Origin of the sequence: Ruminococcus sp. D54t1_190329_F1, assembly GCF_015551645.1 — a bacterium.
GTDB lineage: Bacteria > Bacillota > Clostridia > Lachnospirales > Lachnospiraceae > Blautia_A > Blautia_A faecis.
The window spans coordinates 1-18,598 of sequence record NZ_JADNDC010000035.1 but is presented as its reverse complement, the minus strand read 5'-3'; the positions used below and the strand labels follow the sequence as shown (position 1 = coordinate 18,598).

20 protein-coding genes are annotated in these 18,598 nt (G+C 37.4%); 6 read left to right on the top strand and 14 right to left on the bottom strand.

Going from position 1 to position 18,598, the window contains the following annotated elements:
- Window positions 1-53: 53 nt before the first annotated feature.
- From I2D69_RS15150 to I2D69_RS15110, 9 genes are all read right to left on the bottom strand, one after another.
- The gene (locus tag I2D69_RS15150; protein WP_055158669.1) at window positions 54-533 is read right to left on the bottom strand and encodes an MGMT family protein; all 480 of its coding nucleotides are present in this window, start codon (window positions 531-533) and stop codon (window positions 54-56) included.
- A gap of 427 nt (window positions 534-960) precedes the next feature.
- Window positions 961-2,142 carry an IS91 family transposase gene (locus I2D69_RS15145; protein WP_118584329.1) on the bottom strand — a complete coding sequence of 394 codons (1,182 nt, stop codon included), beginning with the start codon at window positions 2,140-2,142 and terminating at the stop codon, window positions 961-963.
- Window positions 2,139-2,981, bottom strand: coding sequence for a tyrosine-type recombinase/integrase (locus I2D69_RS15140; protein ID WP_015514772.1), 843 nt, complete (start codon window positions 2,979-2,981; stop codon window positions 2,139-2,141). Before I2D69_RS15140 ends, I2D69_RS15145 begins: the two co-directional genes overlap by 4 nt.
- A gap of 288 nt (window positions 2,982-3,269) precedes the next feature.
- Window positions 3,270-3,455, bottom strand: a complete 186-nt coding sequence (locus tag I2D69_RS15135) for a cysteine-rich KTR domain-containing protein (RefSeq protein WP_195380175.1) — start codon at window positions 3,453-3,455, stop codon at window positions 3,270-3,272.
- 37 nt (window positions 3,456-3,492) lie between these two features.
- The gene (locus I2D69_RS15130; protein ID WP_195380174.1) at window positions 3,493-3,984 is read right to left on the bottom strand and encodes a helix-turn-helix transcriptional regulator; all 492 of its coding nucleotides are present in this window, start codon (window positions 3,982-3,984) and stop codon (window positions 3,493-3,495) included.
- A 16-nt stretch (window positions 3,985-4,000) separates the two neighbouring features.
- On the bottom strand, window positions 4,001-4,285 hold the full coding sequence (locus I2D69_RS15125; protein WP_195380173.1) for a hypothetical protein: 285 nt from the start codon (window positions 4,283-4,285) through the stop codon (window positions 4,001-4,003).
- 241 nt (window positions 4,286-4,526) lie between these two features.
- Window positions 4,527-5,429: a conjugal transfer protein gene (locus I2D69_RS15120; protein ID WP_195380172.1), complete on the bottom strand. Its 903-nt coding sequence runs from the start codon at window positions 5,427-5,429 to the stop codon at window positions 4,527-4,529.
- A 14-nt stretch (window positions 5,430-5,443) separates the two neighbouring features.
- Window positions 5,444-6,451, bottom strand: coding sequence for a bifunctional lysozyme/C40 family peptidase (locus I2D69_RS15115; protein WP_195380171.1), 1,008 nt, complete (start codon window positions 6,449-6,451; stop codon window positions 5,444-5,446).
- Window positions 6,448-6,906: a hypothetical protein gene (locus I2D69_RS15110; protein WP_227199250.1), complete on the bottom strand. Its 459-nt coding sequence runs from the start codon at window positions 6,904-6,906 to the stop codon at window positions 6,448-6,450. The genes I2D69_RS15115 and I2D69_RS15110 overlap by 4 nt, the downstream gene beginning before the upstream one ends.
- A gap of 80 nt (window positions 6,907-6,986) precedes the next feature.
- Here I2D69_RS15110 and I2D69_RS15105 point away from each other — a divergent pair, with 80 nt between their 5' ends.
- Window positions 6,987-7,352 (top strand): hypothetical protein, encoded by a 366-nt coding sequence (locus I2D69_RS15105; RefSeq protein ID WP_187566408.1) that lies wholly within the window; start codon window positions 6,987-6,989, stop codon window positions 7,350-7,352.
- 109 nt (window positions 7,353-7,461) lie between these two features.
- On the opposite strand, the gene I2D69_RS15100 is transcribed toward I2D69_RS15105, so the two are convergent.
- The 3 genes from I2D69_RS15100 to I2D69_RS15090 are packed head-to-tail and all read right to left on the bottom strand — an operon-like array spanning window position 7,462 to window position 9,520.
- Window positions 7,462-8,169: a hypothetical protein gene (locus I2D69_RS15100; protein WP_187566407.1), complete on the bottom strand. Its 708-nt coding sequence runs from the start codon at window positions 8,167-8,169 to the stop codon at window positions 7,462-7,464.
- A gap of 23 nt (window positions 8,170-8,192) precedes the next feature.
- The gene (locus tag I2D69_RS15095; RefSeq protein WP_187566406.1) at window positions 8,193-8,645 is read right to left on the bottom strand and encodes a hypothetical protein; all 453 of its coding nucleotides are present in this window, start codon (window positions 8,643-8,645) and stop codon (window positions 8,193-8,195) included.
- A complete protein-coding gene (locus I2D69_RS15090; protein WP_187566405.1) occupies window positions 8,642-9,520 on the bottom strand; it encodes an MBL fold metallo-hydrolase in 879 nt (292 codons plus the stop codon). The genes I2D69_RS15095 and I2D69_RS15090 overlap by 4 nt, the downstream gene beginning before the upstream one ends.
- A gap of 354 nt (window positions 9,521-9,874) precedes the next feature.
- On the opposite strand from I2D69_RS15090, the gene I2D69_RS15085 reads away from it, so the two are divergent.
- The 5 genes from I2D69_RS15085 to I2D69_RS15065 all read left to right on the top strand — a co-directional run bounded on the left by I2D69_RS15085 (window position 9,875) and on the right by I2D69_RS15065 (window position 16,520).
- Window positions 9,875-11,209 (top strand): AAA family ATPase, encoded by a 1,335-nt coding sequence (locus I2D69_RS15085; RefSeq protein WP_187566404.1) that lies wholly within the window; start codon window positions 9,875-9,877, stop codon window positions 11,207-11,209.
- Between the two features lie 37 nt (window positions 11,210-11,246).
- Entirely contained in the window at window positions 11,247-12,746 is a 1,500-nt protein-coding gene (locus tag I2D69_RS15080) for an ATP-binding protein (protein WP_187566403.1), read from the top strand.
- A 96-nt stretch (window positions 12,747-12,842) separates the two neighbouring features.
- Window positions 12,843-14,276 (top strand): 3'-5' exonuclease, encoded by a 1,434-nt coding sequence (locus I2D69_RS15075; protein WP_187566402.1) that lies wholly within the window; start codon window positions 12,843-12,845, stop codon window positions 14,274-14,276.
- Window positions 14,273-14,953, top strand: coding sequence for a DarT ssDNA thymidine ADP-ribosyltransferase family protein (locus I2D69_RS15070; protein ID WP_187566401.1), 681 nt, complete (start codon window positions 14,273-14,275; stop codon window positions 14,951-14,953). Before I2D69_RS15075 ends, I2D69_RS15070 begins: the two co-directional genes overlap by 4 nt.
- Window positions 14,940-16,520, top strand: a complete 1,581-nt coding sequence (locus I2D69_RS15065; protein WP_187566400.1) for an ADP-ribosylglycohydrolase family protein — start codon at window positions 14,940-14,942, stop codon at window positions 16,518-16,520. Before I2D69_RS15070 ends, I2D69_RS15065 begins: the two co-directional genes overlap by 14 nt.
- Before the next feature lie 1,277 nt (window positions 16,521-17,797).
- On the opposite strand, the gene I2D69_RS20255 is transcribed toward I2D69_RS15065, so the two are convergent.
- Together I2D69_RS20255 and I2D69_RS20250 are read right to left on the bottom strand one after the other, a co-directional pair.
- Window positions 17,798-18,085, bottom strand: coding sequence for a winged helix-turn-helix transcriptional regulator (locus I2D69_RS20255; protein ID WP_227199251.1), 288 nt, complete (start codon window positions 18,083-18,085; stop codon window positions 17,798-17,800).
- Complete coding sequence (locus I2D69_RS20250) at window positions 18,082-18,261, bottom strand: recombinase family protein (protein ID WP_227199252.1); 180 nt, start codon at window positions 18,259-18,261, stop codon at window positions 18,082-18,084. Before I2D69_RS20250 ends, I2D69_RS20255 begins: the two co-directional genes overlap by 4 nt.
- Window positions 18,262-18,598 lie beyond the last annotated feature (337 nt).

The following is an 18,598-nucleotide window of genomic DNA, read 5'->3' as shown; positions in this document are numbered from 1 at the left end:
TGTTTTTCTATACAGGTACTTTAACACCTATGAACATGAAAGGAAAAACTTACCTATTTCAAATCAAAGAGAAAAGTTTCATAGTCCTTTACATAGTACCGTATATTTTTTCGCCCTTTTTGAATAATAGTGTGTCCCTCTGATTCTAATTTTTCTTTTTGTGCCTCAATACCATTTGGATATTTAGCATTCAGTTCTCCGTTCGCTTTTAATGTTCTCCAATAAGGCGTTTCATCTTCGGAACGCTGATAACTAGCCCATGCTACAATAGAAACAAAAATTCCTGCTGTAATCGGTTCTGTAAAATCTGCACCACTCAACTCCGCAAAGTATTCTCGTATTGTCCCAACAGTAATCACTTTACCATAAGGGACTTTTTTCATTACTCTGTCATAGTCAATTGGCGGAGCAAAATACATTTTACTTCCACCATATTTTTCAATGCTTTTCTGGTCTGTAATGATTTGAAATTTTGGCATATCCTTGTTATCGTGCAACATAGCATTAAAATCTTTTTTATCTTCGTTTGCCATTTCTGCCACCTCCTGCTTTAAGAATAATCTGTTTGTCATTCCTATGCAATGAGACTGTTTGAAAAATTTGTTGATTTTCGATTTGTATATTTCTTAATTCATGCTATATCATAACTAAACACAGAATCATGGAATTAAAAAATGAGCCGACAATCTGTTAAGGAAACAATCGGAGTTGGTGTAAACGAAAAAGCAGCCTTGAGTTCTGATAAAAACTGCCCTTTCGTTTACATCAATTTCGATTTTACCTTGGTGAACAAAGTCGCGTCCCTTTAGCCGATAGCTATGGGGATTCAATCGTTGCTCTTTTCCTTAAGTTTATCATACTGGGTGTTTTGGTAAAAGTTTTTTTATTCAAGAAATCAATTTCAGGCATGACAAACAAACCTCCTATGCGGAAGCCATTTATTCTATGCAATTGTAGATTTTAACATCTCATATGTGCATGAAAAGAAGAACTGTATTTATCTTTGCGGGGTGATACCATATTCCCTCCGCAAGAAGAACATTTGCATACATCAATGTGATACAAAACCTTTATCATTTCTACTGCATTTAGATTTTTTAATGTAGAAATGTATTTCTTGCATCCAAGCAGGTTTCTGCAGAGAGTTATCTTTTTTCTCTTGTTTCTACATGATAGCAGACCATAGTGCCGGATTCTGACAAATCGTTTGGGTGGAACATGCATCATGAATCGACGGATGAATTCTTCTCCTGAAATTGTTTTCTCTTTCCAGTGGCCTTCGTTTTTATAGTCTTTTACTGCATATGTAACTGTCGTATCCGTCATGGATTTGATTCGATGATTACTGATTGCTATCCTGTGGGTATATTTTCCAAGATAATTGATAACCGACTGTGCACCATTGAAAGTTTCTTTACAGTAAGTGACCCAGTTCTTTTCATAACACTTATCAAGAAGTTCTTTAAAACGATAGCTGTTCTGATATTTCTCTGCTGTACCATGAAATTTAAGCTTAGAATCATTCCACAGGCTTTTTAACTCATCCAGATATTTTCCACGGAACACTTTTGAGATGACACCATATGGGAGAAAAAAATTTCCACCTGTGTCTTTCCATTTATTTTCATCATCAAGCCCACCTCCAAGAACAATGGTATGAATATGAGGATGATAATTCATTGCAGAGCCCCAGGTATGAAGAATGCAGATATACCCTATATCAGCTCCCAGATACTTTGCATCTTTTGACAATTCATTCAATGTGGCTGAAGCAGCATGATACAGTGCATCATATAACAGCTTCTGGTTGCTGTAAATAATGGAATTCAATTCCTCAGGAACTGTGAATACTACATGATAACAGGGTGCATCCAATACGTTCTCTTTTTGTGCATCAATCCATTTCTCTTTCGGAAACTCCTGGCACATGGGACAGCATCTGCTTCTGCAGGAGTTGTTGTGAACACTGATACATCCGCAGTCCTCACAAACACTGATGTTTACACCAAAAACTCCTGTTTTACAGTTTCTGATGTGATAAGCCGTTTTTCTGTGATGAGCAGGAGGGTTACTCCTCTTTTCATAGGAAGGATAGAACCGTTCAAATACATCCTGTATCGTACATGATTTATCCATAATCATTCACCACCCATCTCATCAAATGGGCTTTTAATACCAAGCAGAGTTTTATTGCTTACATGCAGATAAATCTCTGTTGATTTTGGATCACGATGTCCCAAAAGAGCCTGAATATATTTTATATCGCAGCCTGACTCAAACAAATGACTTGCAAAACTATGACGCAAACAATGTGTGGAGACGTGTTTTTGAATGCCTGCTCTTTCGGCGCTTTCACGAAAAAATTGAATGACACTATCTTTTGTAAGATAATCCCCTGTCCATGAACTTGGGAACAGAATCCCTCTTGGCCTGCCACATTGAAACCAGTATTCTGTCAATATTTCAAGCGTCCGGTCTGCAAGCAAAGTATAACGGTCAGATCGGCTTTTTCCATCGCGGATGTGTATGGTTTTGTTCGTGCGTGAAATATCATCATAATGAAGGTGTGTGACTTCTGAAACACGAAGTCCACCTGAATACATAGTAGCGATCATAGCTTTATGCTTCAGATTTGGTGTAGCATCAAGAATAGCTGATATTTCTGCTTTTGTAAGCACCGCTGGTAACTTTCTGTCCCTTTTCATACGAGGTATGTCATCATCATCCCAATTCATCTTCAATACTTTTTTGTAAAAGAAGCGGATTCCTGAATGGTAGTGATTGTATGTTTCTGGTGAAATCCCGGAAAGTTTCTTTTCAGTTAGGAATGTATCAACATCGTCAGTTGTTAATGCATCTATATCCTTGGCTGTGTGGTTCAAAAAATGAGCAACACTGGTACAGTATGCATGAATTGTGGAATCCTTGAGATTCCGTTTATTCGCAGCAGATCTAATCTGATTAAAAATTTCTTCGTACATAATAAAATCCTCCATGTAAAGTAAATCGTAAATGTATAAACACTGCTTACATGGAGGAGCATTAGCATAATAAAACTGCTTGCCAGAAAGGCAGCTCAATGGTATTCTTATCATAGGCAGTGGGGATGTCGATCCTGTTTGATTGTTGGTTGTGGTGACTTAACAATACTACTTGTAGGACTTGGTTTCCACTGCTTTTTATTAAAGTGTAAAGAAAAACTGCGCCATAGCCTTGGCAGGCCATCGCGCAGCGATTTTGTTCAACTATAAGTTATAATAACTTACAAATTATCGGCTCTGCGTCTTAGCGTCTGGCTCTTTGATAATTATACTTCCATGTTTCATATTGATTAAAGTTTCCTGCTTGCACTTCGGACAGAATAACGGGAAATTTATCAATTCTGTATCGCCCCGTATTTTGGTTCGTGTCTTGTTATTACAAATAGGACATAACACCCATGATTGATTACTCATAGAAGCACCACCTTTTACGATAATAGATTTTTAAAATCTATTCTTTATATTTTTGTGTGTATGACGCATTAGTTTTTTCCAAACTACTCAAATAGAATTGATATAACAAATACCCTATAGAAAATATACCAATTAACAAATATGCCACATTTTCTTTTAAAGATATTAGATATAATGAGAATACAACAAAGCTAATGGTCTTGATTATCGCTTTAATTTTTCGGTTTTCAATCTTATCAATTTTACAACAGATAAAACGTACACCAATAACAATAGGAGAAAATAAAATTGCTATCAAAACTAATATAATATTTTGTTTATTAAAAATAAGCTTTGATAATTGTTTTTTCTCATTATCATTGATATCCAAACACTGGTATAGCAATACTAGAGAGGCTTGATCAGGAACACTTTTTCCCAATTCCCATTTCGAAATTGTCTGTCGCGTAACAAAGACTGCATCAGCCAGTTGTTGTTGGGTTAATCCCTTTTCAATTCTGGCTGATTTAATCAAATCTGATATTTCCATAGTCGTACTCCATTTATTATCTTCTTTTATATATAACATCGCATAATTTCATTGCTAAATAAGTTACTATTGCAAGAAAAATAATCTGATGTTTAATAACTAAATAAAATAGGCTGATTGCCAATAACATAATGATAAAAGCAATCATACTATATTTGTATATTCTAGGATACTTTTGGGATAATGTACCTAATATTTTTACAATTCCCGCTATTATAGGAATAATTAACACCCCCATAACACCAAATAAAATCCCAGTTACAACAACACTCATTTTGTTTTTCCTTAATTCCTTCAGCATAAAAAGAACCTCCTTTATTTTTGATACTAAAATAATAAAATAGAATTCTTTTTATGTCACGCAACGCTTGTGAAAACAGACGCAACGGTAACAATTTGCATTTTAGTCATCAAAAGCAAAATAGGAATTTACAAATTCTATAAACACTGATTGGTATATTTCTTAATTCATACTATATCATAATGAAACGCAGAACAGTATAGATAAAGCAATAAAACACTATACTATTCTGCTGTAATATTCATCCTACAATCTTCCAGTTATCGTCCTTATGAAGCACAAGCTCATACTGTGAGATTTGTGTCATTTTCGACTTGTTATCCAAATACTTTACGGATACGCTGACTTTGAGGTTGTCGCCGTCTTTGGTAAAGACTGGGTTTACCAATTCTGAAAATACATAGTCGCCGGACACAGGAGCAAGCACGCCGTCCTTGACATAATAGGCAAGTTCCTTTTCCGTAGCTGTCGGGTACAGCTTAAAGAATGTTTCCAAGAAAGCGGTAGCGTCCTTGACTGTGTCGGAACTGACACTGACATCTGCTTCCTGTACTTTCGGTTCATACTTTGATTTCTGTACCGCCGGAGCAAGGGTTGGATTCTGGGTGATGACCATTGCACCGTCCTTATCCACATGAACGGTCACGGTGTAGTTTTCTGTGACTGCCTGTGTCTGTTCTCCCTCTTTTACCTGCTGATCTACTTCGTAGGCAACGGTAAAATCGTCCATTCCAGACTGTTCCACATTCCAGACCAGCACATTTGTAACCGTAACACTGGTTGGTATGTCCGTTCTGATGGTATCAGCGTTCAAGTCCTGTAATTCTTTGGTAAGGTATTTACTGATTTCTGTTGTCCTTGCTTCAATGGCTTCCTTGCTTGTATCCCATGAGTAGTAGGCTTTCGCAAAGTTCTTGACGAAATTCTCAATACCGTTGGTATCGTTCAATCTTAACTGAATGATTTCTTTTTCATGTACCGTGTGGGTGTCAATGGCGGTAAAGTTCTTATACACACCAAAGCTGGTGCTTGCCAGAAGCACCGCCCACAAAAGCAGAACAGATTTCTTATGTGTCCCGACTTTCATGGCACGCACTTTCTTATTCTTAGGTGCTTTCTCTGTTTTTTCTTTTTTCTTAAACATATTTCAAGTCCTTTCTATTGTTTGATTCTTCCGGCACAAATGATGTGCTGTTGCCAGTAGGCAGAGGTCAAATCGGTATAGCCGATTGGATTTCCGGCATGATACATCTGATGGTTTCTCACATAGATTCCTACATGGGTAACATAGTCGCTGGTATTGTAAGTGGAATGGAAAAAGACCAAATCGCCAGCCTGTGCCTGTGACAACGGGATATGCTGGGTTGCGTCATACTGTGCCTGTGCGGTTCGTGGCAGGCTGATTCCGGCTTTTCCGTAGCACCATTGAGTAAGACCAGAACAGTCAAAAGAAGTGTTTGGATTACTGCCACCATAGACATATTTCCAGCCTTGATACTTCAACGCTTCATTCATAACCGCCTGTACCGTTTTGTTGCTAAACTGCTTCACAATCAGATATTGGTTGACCAGCTCCACATAGAACATATTCCCGTAGTTATAACGCCAGCCACCATTTTTACTGACTGCTATTGGGTTCGTATAGGTCACTTTTGTACCGCCGGATTTATTCTTTGCGAAATTCTCTGCAATGTTGAAGCTGTGCTTTTTCCCATTCTTTGCTACATAGTTAGCATAGCCACCGCCATAGTTATAAGATTGAATGACCACGTTAATGTCATTTATGCCTTTGGCTTTACAGGAAGAAAGCAGGGACGCAAAATATTTACACCCCTGCTTAATGGATTCTTCTGTACTTAATGAGTTTGGCGGTAATCCCAGACTTTCGCTGGACTGCATGACATCGGTAGCTGTACCGCCACTTTCCACCTGTATGATGGAAAGCAGGACGTTCACATACTCCGAGATACCGTTTTCTCTGGCGTATTTTTCCACCATCGGCTGATGTTTGAGGACATCGGCTGCCAGGTTCATGCCGGAATAGACAGGCGAATAGCTGTTTGAACTGTCGTCATCTTCGCCGGAAGTCAATATCCCGAAAAAGAGGATGATGGAGAAAAGGACTGGAAATATCGTACCTATGATAAGGATACGTTTTAATCTCATTTCTTCCGTCCTTTCTCTGGTTGCTTCGTAACAGTCTTACGATTCTGTTTTTGGTTGACCTGTTTCTGTATGGTTGTTTTCTTTTGATTACTTCTGGATTTCGCTACATTCGGCTGGTTCGTTCTGGTAACACCTTTGACCTGTTGTTCCTGTCTGATATTGGTTCGGATAGTTTCTTTTCCAGCCTTGACTTCTGCATTTTTTATCACAGGAGAAGTAGCAGGACGCTTCATATCCGGCTTTGTGCCCATATCGGTCTGTGCAGGTTTTGGAACAGGTGTGGCAACAGGGCGTTCATGGCTTCTGGTAGCTCCGGCTGTCGCTGATCCATTCGCATGAACTGTCTGCCTTGCTTCCTGTGCTTTCTGTAATTCCTGCTTTTTCTGTGAGATATTTTCCCTGTGCAGGTTGCGTTTCTGTGTACGCTGTTCCTGTCGGTTTTCCCGTTCTTCCACAACGCCACGCTTAAAGTCCGATGCAGAACTTGCAGGATACTATCAGCAAGTGCAAGACGCTCTTGAAGGAACAGGCACAGGTGATAGAGCAGAAGGAATCGAGGATTTCACAGCTAGAGAAGTCGCTTCTGGAGAAAGACGCAGCATACGCGAGGCTCTTGCAACAAAAGGAAGAACAAAAGGCACGCCTGGAACGGAAGATAGAAAGCGAGAGGAGCAGTTACCGATACCTGAACAGCAGTCTAAGAGAAACAGAAGAAGAGCTCGCTGATGTTAAGGAACAGCTTCCTTGGTGGAAGAAGAAAAGGAAGAAAAAGTTAAAACTATATTATTACAAGAAGCACTGGTGGAAGAGTGATAAGTTTAAAGAGAATGTTGTGATGGGGATAATGCTGGCAGGATATATCTGTGTGGTATGGTGGTTGTTTAAGTGGAGTCTGGGATAATAGGTATGTAAATGGGAAACCGCGTCTCCCTTATGTAGGAAGACGTGGTTTTGGACAAATAGCAATTTAATAGATTTACTTCCCTGTAAAGTGATGTTCGAAAGGTGCGTTATTTGTTAAGAAGTTCGGAATCACAAGCGGAAAGTAGTGCAAAGGCATATTTTTTTGCACAGTTTTTTACTAACTTCTTGTTGATAACACCAAACCATATTATCAGATATAGCAGGGTGAAGATAATGCAAAATAAAACAAGTGTAATATCTACTGTTAGATCTTTACAATGAGACGCAATCATTACTAAAGCATCGAATACAATTAGAATGATGCATATTACTATTCCCAAGGGTTTCATACCCAATAGATTGTATGCAAATCCAAGATTTGTATTTTCCTCTGTGATAAGCGGAAATTCCGTACTATTTCTGGTTTGGGAAATCAACCATTTAATAGCGCTTTCAGAGTGTGCTTTCATATCTGTGGCATTGTCTGTTATTTCAAAACCGTTTAGGCGAGATTTGAAAAAGGCATAATAGCGTGCTTTGGTGTACTTATCAATGGTATTGTCTTCGGGAAGAAGATATTGCTGTGCAGGTAAACTGTGGGGAAAGCACTTATGCAAGGCCTTACTTCCGTTTGTACGTGCAACTATTATCATTAAGTTTGAAAGTGCAAATGTAATAATTGTAATAACAAAGGTACTTGAGATATTGCGCACCTCTGGAATAAGCATGTAAGCTTGAATCAGTAGCGGTGCTAATACGACAAGCCCTACACTTATGCGAGAGCGTATATTGTATACTCCAAAAATGTCCGTCATATTGAACCTCCGAGATATGAATATTAATTGATTTTAGTGAACGCGTTATTCAAGCGAGTGATGATATCACCAAGATGTATATTGTTGTAAAAAATAAGCTCGGATTTGGTTAAATCGAAGGTAAATCCGAATTTAGTTCCAAGTAGGAGTTCTGCAGTGTTATTATCCTCTTGGCGAGTAAGGTATATATTTTTACGCGATTTTTTGACTGCATAAAGATTGGTACAAGCACTACAAGTGATAATTACTATATTGGCTTCATGAATAGACGCAAGATGGGTTGCTAAATAATGTTCTACTTCGGAATTGTGACCTAAAATAAATAATACATCTAGAGAGCATGTGGGAATGCTCTCTAGTGTAATGAACCCGTTTTCAGCTTGACTTCTCTTGGTCCACAGCTGCATCGAATCAAAAATATAATCTTGACGTGCGGAAACAGTTGAAGCAAAACTTGTAGATATCAGATATCTCATTTTGTACCCAGGCTCCTTCCGGTATATGGTGATTCGCATGAAAAGAAAAGGCTATTCAGTTTGATGTTACCATAGTGCTTTGTGTTATACACCCTATGTCCGGTAGTCTTTAGGTCATCAGATCCTCCGTTAGAATTGCCGGTATTATCAGACACAATGTATATAGTGCTAATCTGATCACATTTCTTGGCAAATATTTTATCCGCTTGCTTTGATTTGCCATGATGGGGTAATTGGACAATGTCATAGTCGCGCACTTTATCTTCAATAGCGGCATACGATGCGTCGCCAGAGAGAAGTAGTGTATGACTGCAGATATCTACTGCCAATTGTATGCTGGTAGCATTGTATGCAGTTTCGCCATCTACAGTATCTCCTTCACGACCGTCTAAATGCTTAGCGACGGTGTCAAGCATATAATCGAAATCTGGTCCGACTATCGAAATTTCATCTGTCAAAGAAAAGCCACATTCGTAAATATCCTCTAAATTGCAACCGGACAAGGTGGCTATGTTATCGTACTTTTCTAAGATTTCTTGTTTTACAGTGTCGCGATTCCTACGTTTGTCATCAATACGTTCTAGTATCTCGTCTACATATTTAAGTAGTAGTGTAGTTCGTATGGATGATATTCGATCATTTGCAATTAATGTCGGAATGCCATCAAAGTGGTCGGAATCGTTATGAGATAAAATCAGAGTGGCTTTTTCATAGCCGTTTTTATCCATGTATTGAATTACCTCTTCCGCGTGTTTGGAAGAACCACAATCATAGATGTACAATTCAGTGCCGGTGTTGATAAGTATACAATCACCATAGTTAGTAGTTTCAGCGTTTTCGTAGTGCTTTGCACTTAGGGTGATAATTTCATTCATTATCAGATTTTTCTCCTTTAATTATTATATCTATGTGAACAATAATCAAAGAATTGAACAAACGTTCCGCTTGCAACGATGTAAATCCCATGGTATCATAACTTATAACTTAGTTTTATTATGTACTTTTGGGAACCGGCAGTTGGTAGCTGCTGGTTTCTTTAATTATTGGGATTGTTAGCAATCGAGGTTGCTGAATGCTAATTCAATGATAAGGTATCATATGTTTTGGAATAAGTCAATGGTAAAAATAAAAAAATGTAACAAAATATTACAAAAAGAGATGAAAATAGAATATATCAATTGACAAAAGTTAAAAAAAGTGATATTTTGGAGAAAAATAGGAGGTGGAGTATGTTTACCTATCTGAAAATGAAGAATTTTAAATCTTTTAAGGAAATTAGTATTGATTTACAAAATAAAAAAGATGAGTTTAAACATATAATTGCAATTTATGGTGCAAATGGGAGCGGCAAGTCCACAATTGTGGAGGCTTTTTTAACATTGGAAAAAACATTAGGAACAATGCGTGTTAAAGATATGCTATTGGATTTGCTGAATAATAAAATAACGCCACCGGATGATATTCCAATAAAGCAAGAAATGATGTTGGAGTTTATTAAAACGAGGTTGGCAAGTAGTACAGTTGAAAAGATTATAGATGAATACAAAATGATTAACACAACTGAGCCAATGATGTTAGAGTTTGAATTTATTATAAATGGCTCAACAGGTTCGTATTTGATGGAATTTGATAACAGTGATTTGATTAGGGAAAGATTAGAATATAAGATATTAAAAAATAGGGGCTGCTGTTTTGATATTGAAGAGGATAAAGTAGAAATAAATTCAAATATATTTGAATCTGCAGAGTTTTTGGAAGAAATTAAAAGACAAATTCAAATGTATTGGGGAAAGCATACTTTTCTGTCGATTTTGCAACATGAAATGGATGATAAATCTGCAACATATGTGAATTCGAATATATCCCCAAACCTGATGAATATATTAACAGAGTTTAATAGTATAAGTTATAAAACAGCTAGTAATAGAGAAGATAATAGTATTTATGCTAGTCCAGTGTTTGCAAATCTAGAAGGTGGAACCATAGAGAAGTCAGAAGAAAAAAATCTTGATAAAATAGAACAGTTTATAAACGAGTTTTTTATCTCTCTTTTTGATGATGTAAATAAAGCTTTTTATCATAGAGAAGAAAAGAATGGAAAAATCAGGTATTCTCTTTTCCTAAATAAAAGGATAGATGCGCTTGATTTTGATATAGACTTTCGTTATGAGTCGAGTGGAACACAAGAGATATTGAATCTGCTACCGTATCTTATGGTAGCTATTACAGGAAAATGTGTCATTATTGATGAGTTTGGTAATGGTATACATGATTTGATGGCAGCGAAATTAATGAAAGCAGTTTCTCAGAATATCAAAGGGCAATTGATTATAACAACACATAATACATTAATTATGGATCATTCTAATATTAAGCCAGATGCTCTATATTTCATATTTAATGGATTGGAAGGTAAAAAGGTAAAATGTGTAACGGATGTAGAGGAGAGATTGCATCCAAATTATAATTATAGAAATCGTTATTTTAATAATGAGTTATATGCGGATGGGCTGCCTAAGAATGCAGATTTTGACTTTAGTGAGTTTGCTAAATTGTATGGTTGATAAATTGTAAAATATATAGGTGGAAGGGAGTAATTAAATGGCAATACCTACAAACATCAAAACATTATTATCCGGTGATGTAGTCGAATGGGCGAGAATTGAATTTAAAGAAACATGGGACCCAGCAACTTCATTAAAGACGGTTTGTGCGTTTGCCAATGACCTTGATAACTGGGGTGGTGGCTATATTGTTATAGGTGTGAAAGAGGATAACGGTCGTCCGATGTATCCTTTACTTGGTGTGCCGCTGGATAAGCTGGACGCATATCAAAAGGATATTTATGCGAAATGTAAGCTCATTAGACCGGCATATACACCAATTATTGGTATAGAAACTTATCAAGATAAGACGTTCATTATTCTGTGGTGTCCGGGTGGAGACAGTAGACCATATTCATCACCTAAAACGATGGCAAAGGATAATAAAGAGCGAATTCATTATATCCGTAAAGCGTCTAATTCTGTGGAACCATCAGACGATGAGGAGAAGGATTTATTCAATTTGGCAAATCGAGTACCCTTTGATGATCGTGTGAATCATGAGGCTGAGATGTCAGATTTAAATATAACACTGATTCAAAATTATCTAAAGGAAGTTAAAAGTTCGCTGTATGAGAAGTCTAAGGCAGGGGATTTTGTTGAGGTGTGCAGAGATATGAATATTATTTGTACACTTCCCGAATATACTAAGCCTAAAAATGTAGGGTTAATGTTTTTTAGTATGGAGCCGGACAAGTTCTTTCCGTACACGCAGATAGATGTCGTACAGTTTCCGAGTGGTTTAGGCGGTAATGACATTATTGAAAAAACTTTCAGAGGCCCTATTCAACAGCAATTGCGTGAAGCGTTGCAGTATATTAGAAATGTAGTGATTACGGAGAAAGTTGTAAAACATCCGGACAGAGCAGAGGCAGATAGATTTTTCAATTATCCGTATGCGGCTATTGAAGAAGCTTTATCAAATGCAGTATATCATCGTGCATATGATGAGAGGGAGCCGATTGAAGTTCGTATTGAAGCTGATAGAATTGAAATTGTGAGTTTTCCTGGCCCAGATCGCTCTGTGACAATTGAGGGACTAAAGAGCTATCGTGTTTCAAACAGGAGATATAGAAATCGTAGAATAGGCGATTTCTTGAAAGAATTGCATTTGACAGAAGGTAGAAATACGGGGTTCAAGAAAATTTTAGATGCTTTGGAGGCGAATGGTTCGCCAAAACCGGAATTTGAAACTGATGATGCAAGAACTTACTTTATCACAAGGCTGTTTATACATGAGAAGTTTTTAAATGAGGAGCTGAAAGAGAGCCAAAAAGGAGCCGAAAAGGAGCCGAAAAAAGGAGCCGAAAGAAAAAAGGCGATATTGGAATTATTAGCGAAAAATCCCACAATGACACAGGCGCAACTTATGGAGCAAATGGAATTGACCAGAAAACAGGTTCAGAAAGATGTGAAGGAGTTGCAGGAAGAAGGAATGCTTAAACGAGAAGGTTCTAATAGGAATGGTCGTTGGGTAGTAAATAGGGGATTATTATAGTGACGTAAAGGCAAAGTTTCAAGATGCCTGATAGAGCGTGTATGATGGAAACGTTAGATACGCGATAGTATCAACAGATGTATGGAGGGAAAAAATATGGCATTACCACAGCCAAAAGGGAAACAATTAGAGGTATTAGATTTAAAACCAGAAGGGCACAATGTTGTTTTGGGTACAGCTGGTAGTGGAAAAACAACTTTGGCTATTTATAGAGCAATTTATCTTGCCACTTTGGATGATAAGGAAAAAGTGATGTTAGTTACCTTTAATACGACACTTGTTAAGTATTTAGAGGCTATAGTTGGTTCTGAAATTCCTAGAAATATTGAGGTTAGAAATTATCACAAGTTTGCAAGAGGATATTTAGCACATAGGAACAAGATGCCGAGATGGAATGGTATAGTTTCGGGAATAGAAGATGGCGATAATAAAAAACAACTATTTGTAAGAAGAGCATTGGAAAATGTGAAAGCAGCGAATGGGACAAATAGTACATTAAAAAGAGCAGAAGAAGTTTTTCTTGAAGAAATAAATTGGATAGAAAAAATGGGAATAAAAACGCTTGATGAATATGAGAAAGTTGAACGTGTTGGACGATTTGATACGCGAATAATAAGGGAAAATAGAAAATATTTTTTCCAAGTATATAAAGCTTATCTTGAAGTAAGAAAAGAGGAAGGTTATTTATACGACTGGGAAGATATAGCACAAACAGTGTGCGAAGAATTAGAGAATGATACAGAGAAAAGAATGTATAAGCATATTATAGTGGATGAAGGACAAGATTTATCTCCTATAATGCTTAAGTCACTTGTTAAAGCTATTCCAGAGGATGGAACATTTACTTTTTTTGGTGATGTGGCACAACAAATTTATGGATCGCGTTTGTCGTGGAGAGAAGCTGGATTAAAAATAGCAAAAAATAAGATATGGTATTTTGATCGTAACTATAGAAATAGTAAAGAAATAGCCCAATTTGCAGTAGCTATTTCAAAATCGAAATATTTTGAAGATAAGCAGGATTTGGTAGAACCGGTATTACCAACAGCATCATCTCCGTTACCAGCAATTGTAAAATGCAAAGATGAAGAGGCAGAGTTAGATTGGATAGTAGAGGCTGCAATAAGAATGTCTGGAAATCAAAGTATTGCAATTTTGGTGAGAAATCGTGAACTGGTTGATTTAGTAGAGGAAAAGCTTCGAGCAAAAAAGATTATCCCACAGATTTTGAAAAATCGAATGGGGGTATTGGATTTAAATGCAAAAATCTCTATAGGCACATATCATTCAGCTAAGGGATTAGAGTTTGACATGGTATTTTTGCCTTTTTGCTCTATGAAATATCTGCCCTCAGAAGAAAGGGTTTTAGCGAATGAGAGCAGAGATGAGGCTTTAAAGGAAGAAACAAAATTATTATATGTAGCCATAACGCGAGCAAAAAGAGGATTAATATTATCATATACTGAGGAAAAAACAGAACTATTGTTAGAAGTGGATACATCATTGTATGATGAGAGGGAACTAAAATGATAGATGAGATATATGAGGAAATTAAAAAGAGAAATATAACTAGGTTATGCCATTTTGTCCATACAAATATACTTTTACATATATTGAATAATAACGAGGGTGTTAAAGCTGTTGATTTTATAAAGCAAGATGTTCTGATTCAAAATGATAAACAACGTTTGGATGGCAAAACGGATTATATTAATTGTTCTGTTCAATATCCTAATTGGTGGTACTTGCGTAGAGTAAAAGATAATAACCCTATATTTTCTGATTGGGCAATTTTATTTATTGATCCTATAGTTGCGACTATCGAAACGACACAATTTTGTAAAGTTAATGCAGCCACTCGTTATGGCGCATATATTTGTAAAGGAGCAGAAGCATTTCGAGAATTGTTTTCAGCAAATGTAGGGAGACAAAACAGGACAAAAGACATGTTACAGAATGCACCTACGGATGATCAAGCAGAAGTGTTAGTTTATGAGAATATTCCAGTATCAATGATTAAAGGAATTGCATTTGAAAATGAGGAAATTGCAAGACAAAAAATAGTTGAATGGAAAGTAATGGGATTCCCTAAAATCGATGTGTTTATTTCACCGGAATTGTTTGATGTGCCAACAAGTGGAAAAATAAGACGCGGAGAAGAACCATTAGTAAAACCGTATAGGGAGGAAGAAAATGAGTTATTCTAAAAAAGAAAAATATACAGGGGCGTTAATTGGAGCAGCAATAGGTGACGCATTGGGATGGCCGAATGAACAAAACAGTAAAAATATTAGCAAGAATAAAAATAGCATAAGGACCTATGTGGAGTGGAATCGTCGTGCGGGCGGAAGATACTGGCCGCATGAGGAAAAAATTTGTGTGGGTGAATATAGTGATGATACACAATTAATTATTGCTACAGCTAGAAGTTTGTTGAGAGGTCGACAGTGGAGCAATTTTTTTCGCCAAGCAGAATTGCCGGCATGGTTGAAGTATGAGAGGGGCGGAGGCGGAGCGACCAAGAGGGCTGCGCAAAAGTGGGCTGACAATATATCTCCATGGGATGAGAAAAGCAATTCGCCGTTAGAAATAAAGGATTATTTTATGGCTGGTGGAAATGGAGTTGCAATGAGAATCATTCCCCATATATTTAAAAATGAAGAAAATATTGAAAAAATCATGGCGCAAGTTGTTTTAAATGGAATGTACACTCATGGACATCCGCGAGCACTGATAGGAGCTATGTTATATGCAATGGCAGTGAGAACATTGATACAACAGGATGCCGTGTTAAGTTATGGAGAATTAATAGATGTATTAATAGAAGAAGAGAAACAGTGGAGTGAGCTACCAGAAGTGAGTAATATCGCTATATGGAAATGTGAAGCTGAAAGATATGCACAATACGATTATGATCAAATATGGAATGAATGTGTATTAGAGACGATAGATTATTTAAAAATAGCAAAAGAAGCGTTAAATCAAGGCATTTTGGATTTAGGACATGATACTCTTCAAAAATTGGGGTGTTATAACTCGAGAATCAATGGTGCGGGGAATGTCTCGGCGGTGATTTCGATCTATTTGTTTTCTAAGTATGCAGATGATCCTGTAATGGCAGTATACGAGACTGCCAATTTAAATAATGCAGATACGGATACCTTGGCATCCATGGTTGGTGGATTAGTGGGGGCTCTAAACGGTAAAGATTGGATTCCGATAGAGTTAAGAGGAGTACAAGATTATTCACTATTTGAATACCTTATAGAGCAAATGATGGACGAAAAGTGTGATTTCCTCAATAGTGATAAACAATATCAGCTGTTCAATAATGAGAAAATGGCGACATTGGAAATAGGAGATAGTATCGAATGTCTTCCGTTTGGGGAGATAACATTAAAGGAGATTAGAGAAGATAAACCGAAGCGAGCGGGCATGTATGTAAAGGTATATGTATGGAAAACGGCATACGGACAAACCATTTTCTCGAAGAAGATAGGGAAAAAAACGTTAAATATGGAACAGACCATACCGCATACGGTAGAGAAAAAACATAGTCCAGAAATCCAGTTTACGGTACAAAAGCTAAAGGATATTAAAAAACTTTTGATTAAGGTGTCCGATGCTGCTGATTTTGTTGAAATTTTATCGGAGATTGTGCAAATGAAAATAGATGATGATATTTCAAAAGAAAAAATTGATGAGATGAAAGTAAAGTGGAAACCATATAAGATTACAAAGAAGCAGATTGTAAGTATATACGAGCTGTTGTGATTTCTCTTAAAGAATTAATGTAATAGTGTGATTGTGTGGATTTATCCCCACCTTCTATGTGGTATATAAAGTGGGGGATAACGGTTGCACCTTGGTTGCAAAAATCCTCAAAAAACCAAATAATCCATGGAATAATTGAAATTACTGCACAACATATAGTACCAAAAGAAAATCTGTCTCACTAAATACAGTACTCATTATAGAGTTCGAATAGGGACGCTATCACAGGGCACACCCCATTATCCTGTAAAAGGCAAAAATGATTATCCTATCAGCAACAGAGAGTAATACCGCAGCGTAGCTCTGTTGCTGTTCTTTTTTGTCATTTATGCCCCGGTCACACAGGATTCTGACTCAGATAAAATGAGGCGTAAATAAGCAACGTGATATCGGAAAAAGCTGTAAAAATCCACGTGGAATTTTACAGCTTGAATATTCCGGATGGTTTTATATCAGCTGTCCGGTGATATGGAAATCACTTTTTATATCCGCTTTTTGTGCATACCGAATCATAATTTCTGTTGAAACATTGGTAAAGACTGCTACGCACCGCAGATGCGGCAAGGTCTTGACCAATATCCCAACAGAAATGGATAAGTCATCAAGCACAAAAGAGGCGATTTCCGAGTACCGGAACTCTGATTTCCAATTTTCCGGAAGTGCGATTTCATCGCGCAAGAATATTCAACAGCTTTCTGTATAGAATAGAAGTAGACGAAACATCACTGCGTGAGTGTGCTGCGAAACTACAGGGCATGGGTAACACTGCGAAACGTTGATATTTCCTGGTGTTGCAGGGTGTGAGGGATGCTTTGGATGATGCTGCGAAAGTGACATTGCGATAGTGCTGCTGTGTAAGAGGATACTGTTATATGGGACGCGATAGAAGTTGGGTTGTCAGGATTACCACTGCGGAATGTGCTGTGGAATTGCGCTGCAGTGCCGGAGGGTTTTGCAGTGTGGCTTTGCTGTGGGATGTGAGGATAGTGAGGATACTGGATTTTGCCCTTTGAGGATAATGTGGTGTGCCCCGGAACATAGTATATTTTCAATATGCCGTTTTTGGGAAAAGCGGCAACTGCCCGCAAACCCAGTAAAAATCAAGGGTTACAGCGATTTTATGATTTTTCCCCAAAATAAAAAATTTCCCATAAATCTTGTTTTTGGGAACATTTTTGGGAAATCGGCGGGGGCGGTGTCTCCCTTCCCCAGCGGGGAGGAATGGCGAAAATAAATATTCATTTACAGAAATTGGGAAATTGGTTTTTTACTCAAATCTATTTCCTGATTTTTTTTAATAGCATAAAAATAGATTTTCTAAAAATCCTAATTTCCCAATACTTCGTCTTTATTTCTTCCAGCATTTTTATATATTTTCTAACTGTACCTCTGTTTAGTCCGGTTATCCGTGCAAGCTCCGACTGGTTGATTTTGTGCTTCTCGTAAAGTGGATAACTTTTCATGAAACGCTGGGGGATATCGGCAACGGTCGTGTGGAGACGTCCGATGACTTTCCCCTTGGCGGCGGCATTTCGCATTCCTGAGGTGACACGTTCGGAAATCATGTTGCGTTCCAGTTCGCAAATACGCCCATCATCTTGACCATGCCTTCAACCATCGGATCTAAGGTATCACCTGTACAGTCCACCTCAAAGGTGCCAAGGATGAGTTTTAAATGTTTCTCCTTGGCAATGTCGATAATCTCAATCAAGTCCTTTGTAGAGGAAAATCGAATTATCAAGAAGCAGAATGCAATATTGAAAAAGTTGCAGGAAGTGTTTGGACAGGTTGGAATTTTATTAAAGCAATAGAAGGATCGATTGAATGACATTAGAAGAAATCAGAGAAGTTATTCCGCTGATGGAGAATATGATAAACCAGATCGAGGAACAACAGGAACTTATAAAGGGGACGTTTTTGCGTTCCCTTTTAATATTCTACCTTCGAGGGGTGTGTTTTTTCTCTAAAATAGAGTATGATCAATAAAAAAGGAGGTAGATGTGTTGATTGTCAAGTAAAATTGACCCACTTTTACGTTTAATTTTGACCCACCTGAATTCAGAAATCACCTGATTTTC

Excerpts from the sequence above, each read along its gene's own strand:
- I2D69_RS15150 (WP_055158669.1), bottom strand. The coding sequence starts at position 533 with ATGGCAAACGAAGATAAAAAAGATTTTAATGCTATGTTGCACGATAAC.
- I2D69_RS15145 (WP_118584329.1), bottom strand. The coding sequence starts at position 2,142 with ATGATTATGGATAAATCATGTACGATACAGGATGTATTTGAACGGTTC.
- I2D69_RS15140 (WP_015514772.1), bottom strand. The coding sequence starts at position 2,981 with ATGTACGAAGAAATTTTTAATCAGATTAGATCTGCTGCGAATAAACGG.
- I2D69_RS15135 (WP_195380175.1), bottom strand. The coding sequence starts at position 3,455 with ATGAGTAATCAATCATGGGTGTTATGTCCTATTTGTAATAACAAGACA.
- I2D69_RS15130 (WP_195380174.1), bottom strand. The coding sequence starts at position 3,984 with ATGGAAATATCAGATTTGATTAAATCAGCCAGAATTGAAAAGGGATTA.
- I2D69_RS15125 (WP_195380173.1), bottom strand. The coding sequence starts at position 4,285 with ATGCTGAAGGAATTAAGGAAAAACAAAATGAGTGTTGTTGTAACTGGG.
- I2D69_RS15120 (WP_195380172.1), bottom strand. The coding sequence starts at position 5,429 with ATGTTTAAGAAAAAAGAAAAAACAGAGAAAGCACCTAAGAATAAGAAA.
- I2D69_RS15115 (WP_195380171.1), bottom strand. The coding sequence starts at position 6,451 with ATGAGATTAAAACGTATCCTTATCATAGGTACGATATTTCCAGTCCTT.
- I2D69_RS15100 (WP_187566407.1), bottom strand. The coding sequence starts at position 8,169 with ATGACGGACATTTTTGGAGTATACAATATACGCTCTCGCATAAGTGTA.
- I2D69_RS15095 (WP_187566406.1), bottom strand. The coding sequence starts at position 8,645 with ATGAGATATCTGATATCTACAAGTTTTGCTTCAACTGTTTCCGCACGT.
- I2D69_RS15090 (WP_187566405.1), bottom strand. The coding sequence starts at position 9,520 with ATGAATGAAATTATCACCCTAAGTGCAAAGCACTACGAAAACGCTGAA.
- I2D69_RS15085 (WP_187566404.1), top strand. The coding sequence starts at position 9,875 with ATGTTTACCTATCTGAAAATGAAGAATTTTAAATCTTTTAAGGAAATT.
- I2D69_RS15080 (WP_187566403.1), top strand. The coding sequence starts at position 11,247 with ATGGCAATACCTACAAACATCAAAACATTATTATCCGGTGATGTAGTC.
- I2D69_RS15075 (WP_187566402.1), top strand. The coding sequence starts at position 12,843 with ATGGCATTACCACAGCCAAAAGGGAAACAATTAGAGGTATTAGATTTA.
- I2D69_RS15070 (WP_187566401.1), top strand. The coding sequence starts at position 14,273 with ATGATAGATGAGATATATGAGGAAATTAAAAAGAGAAATATAACTAGG.
- I2D69_RS15065 (WP_187566400.1), top strand. The coding sequence starts at position 14,940 with ATGAGTTATTCTAAAAAAGAAAAATATACAGGGGCGTTAATTGGAGCA.
- I2D69_RS20255 (WP_227199251.1), bottom strand. The coding sequence starts at position 18,085 with ATGATTTCCGAACGTGTCACCTCAGGAATGCGAAATGCCGCCGCCAAG.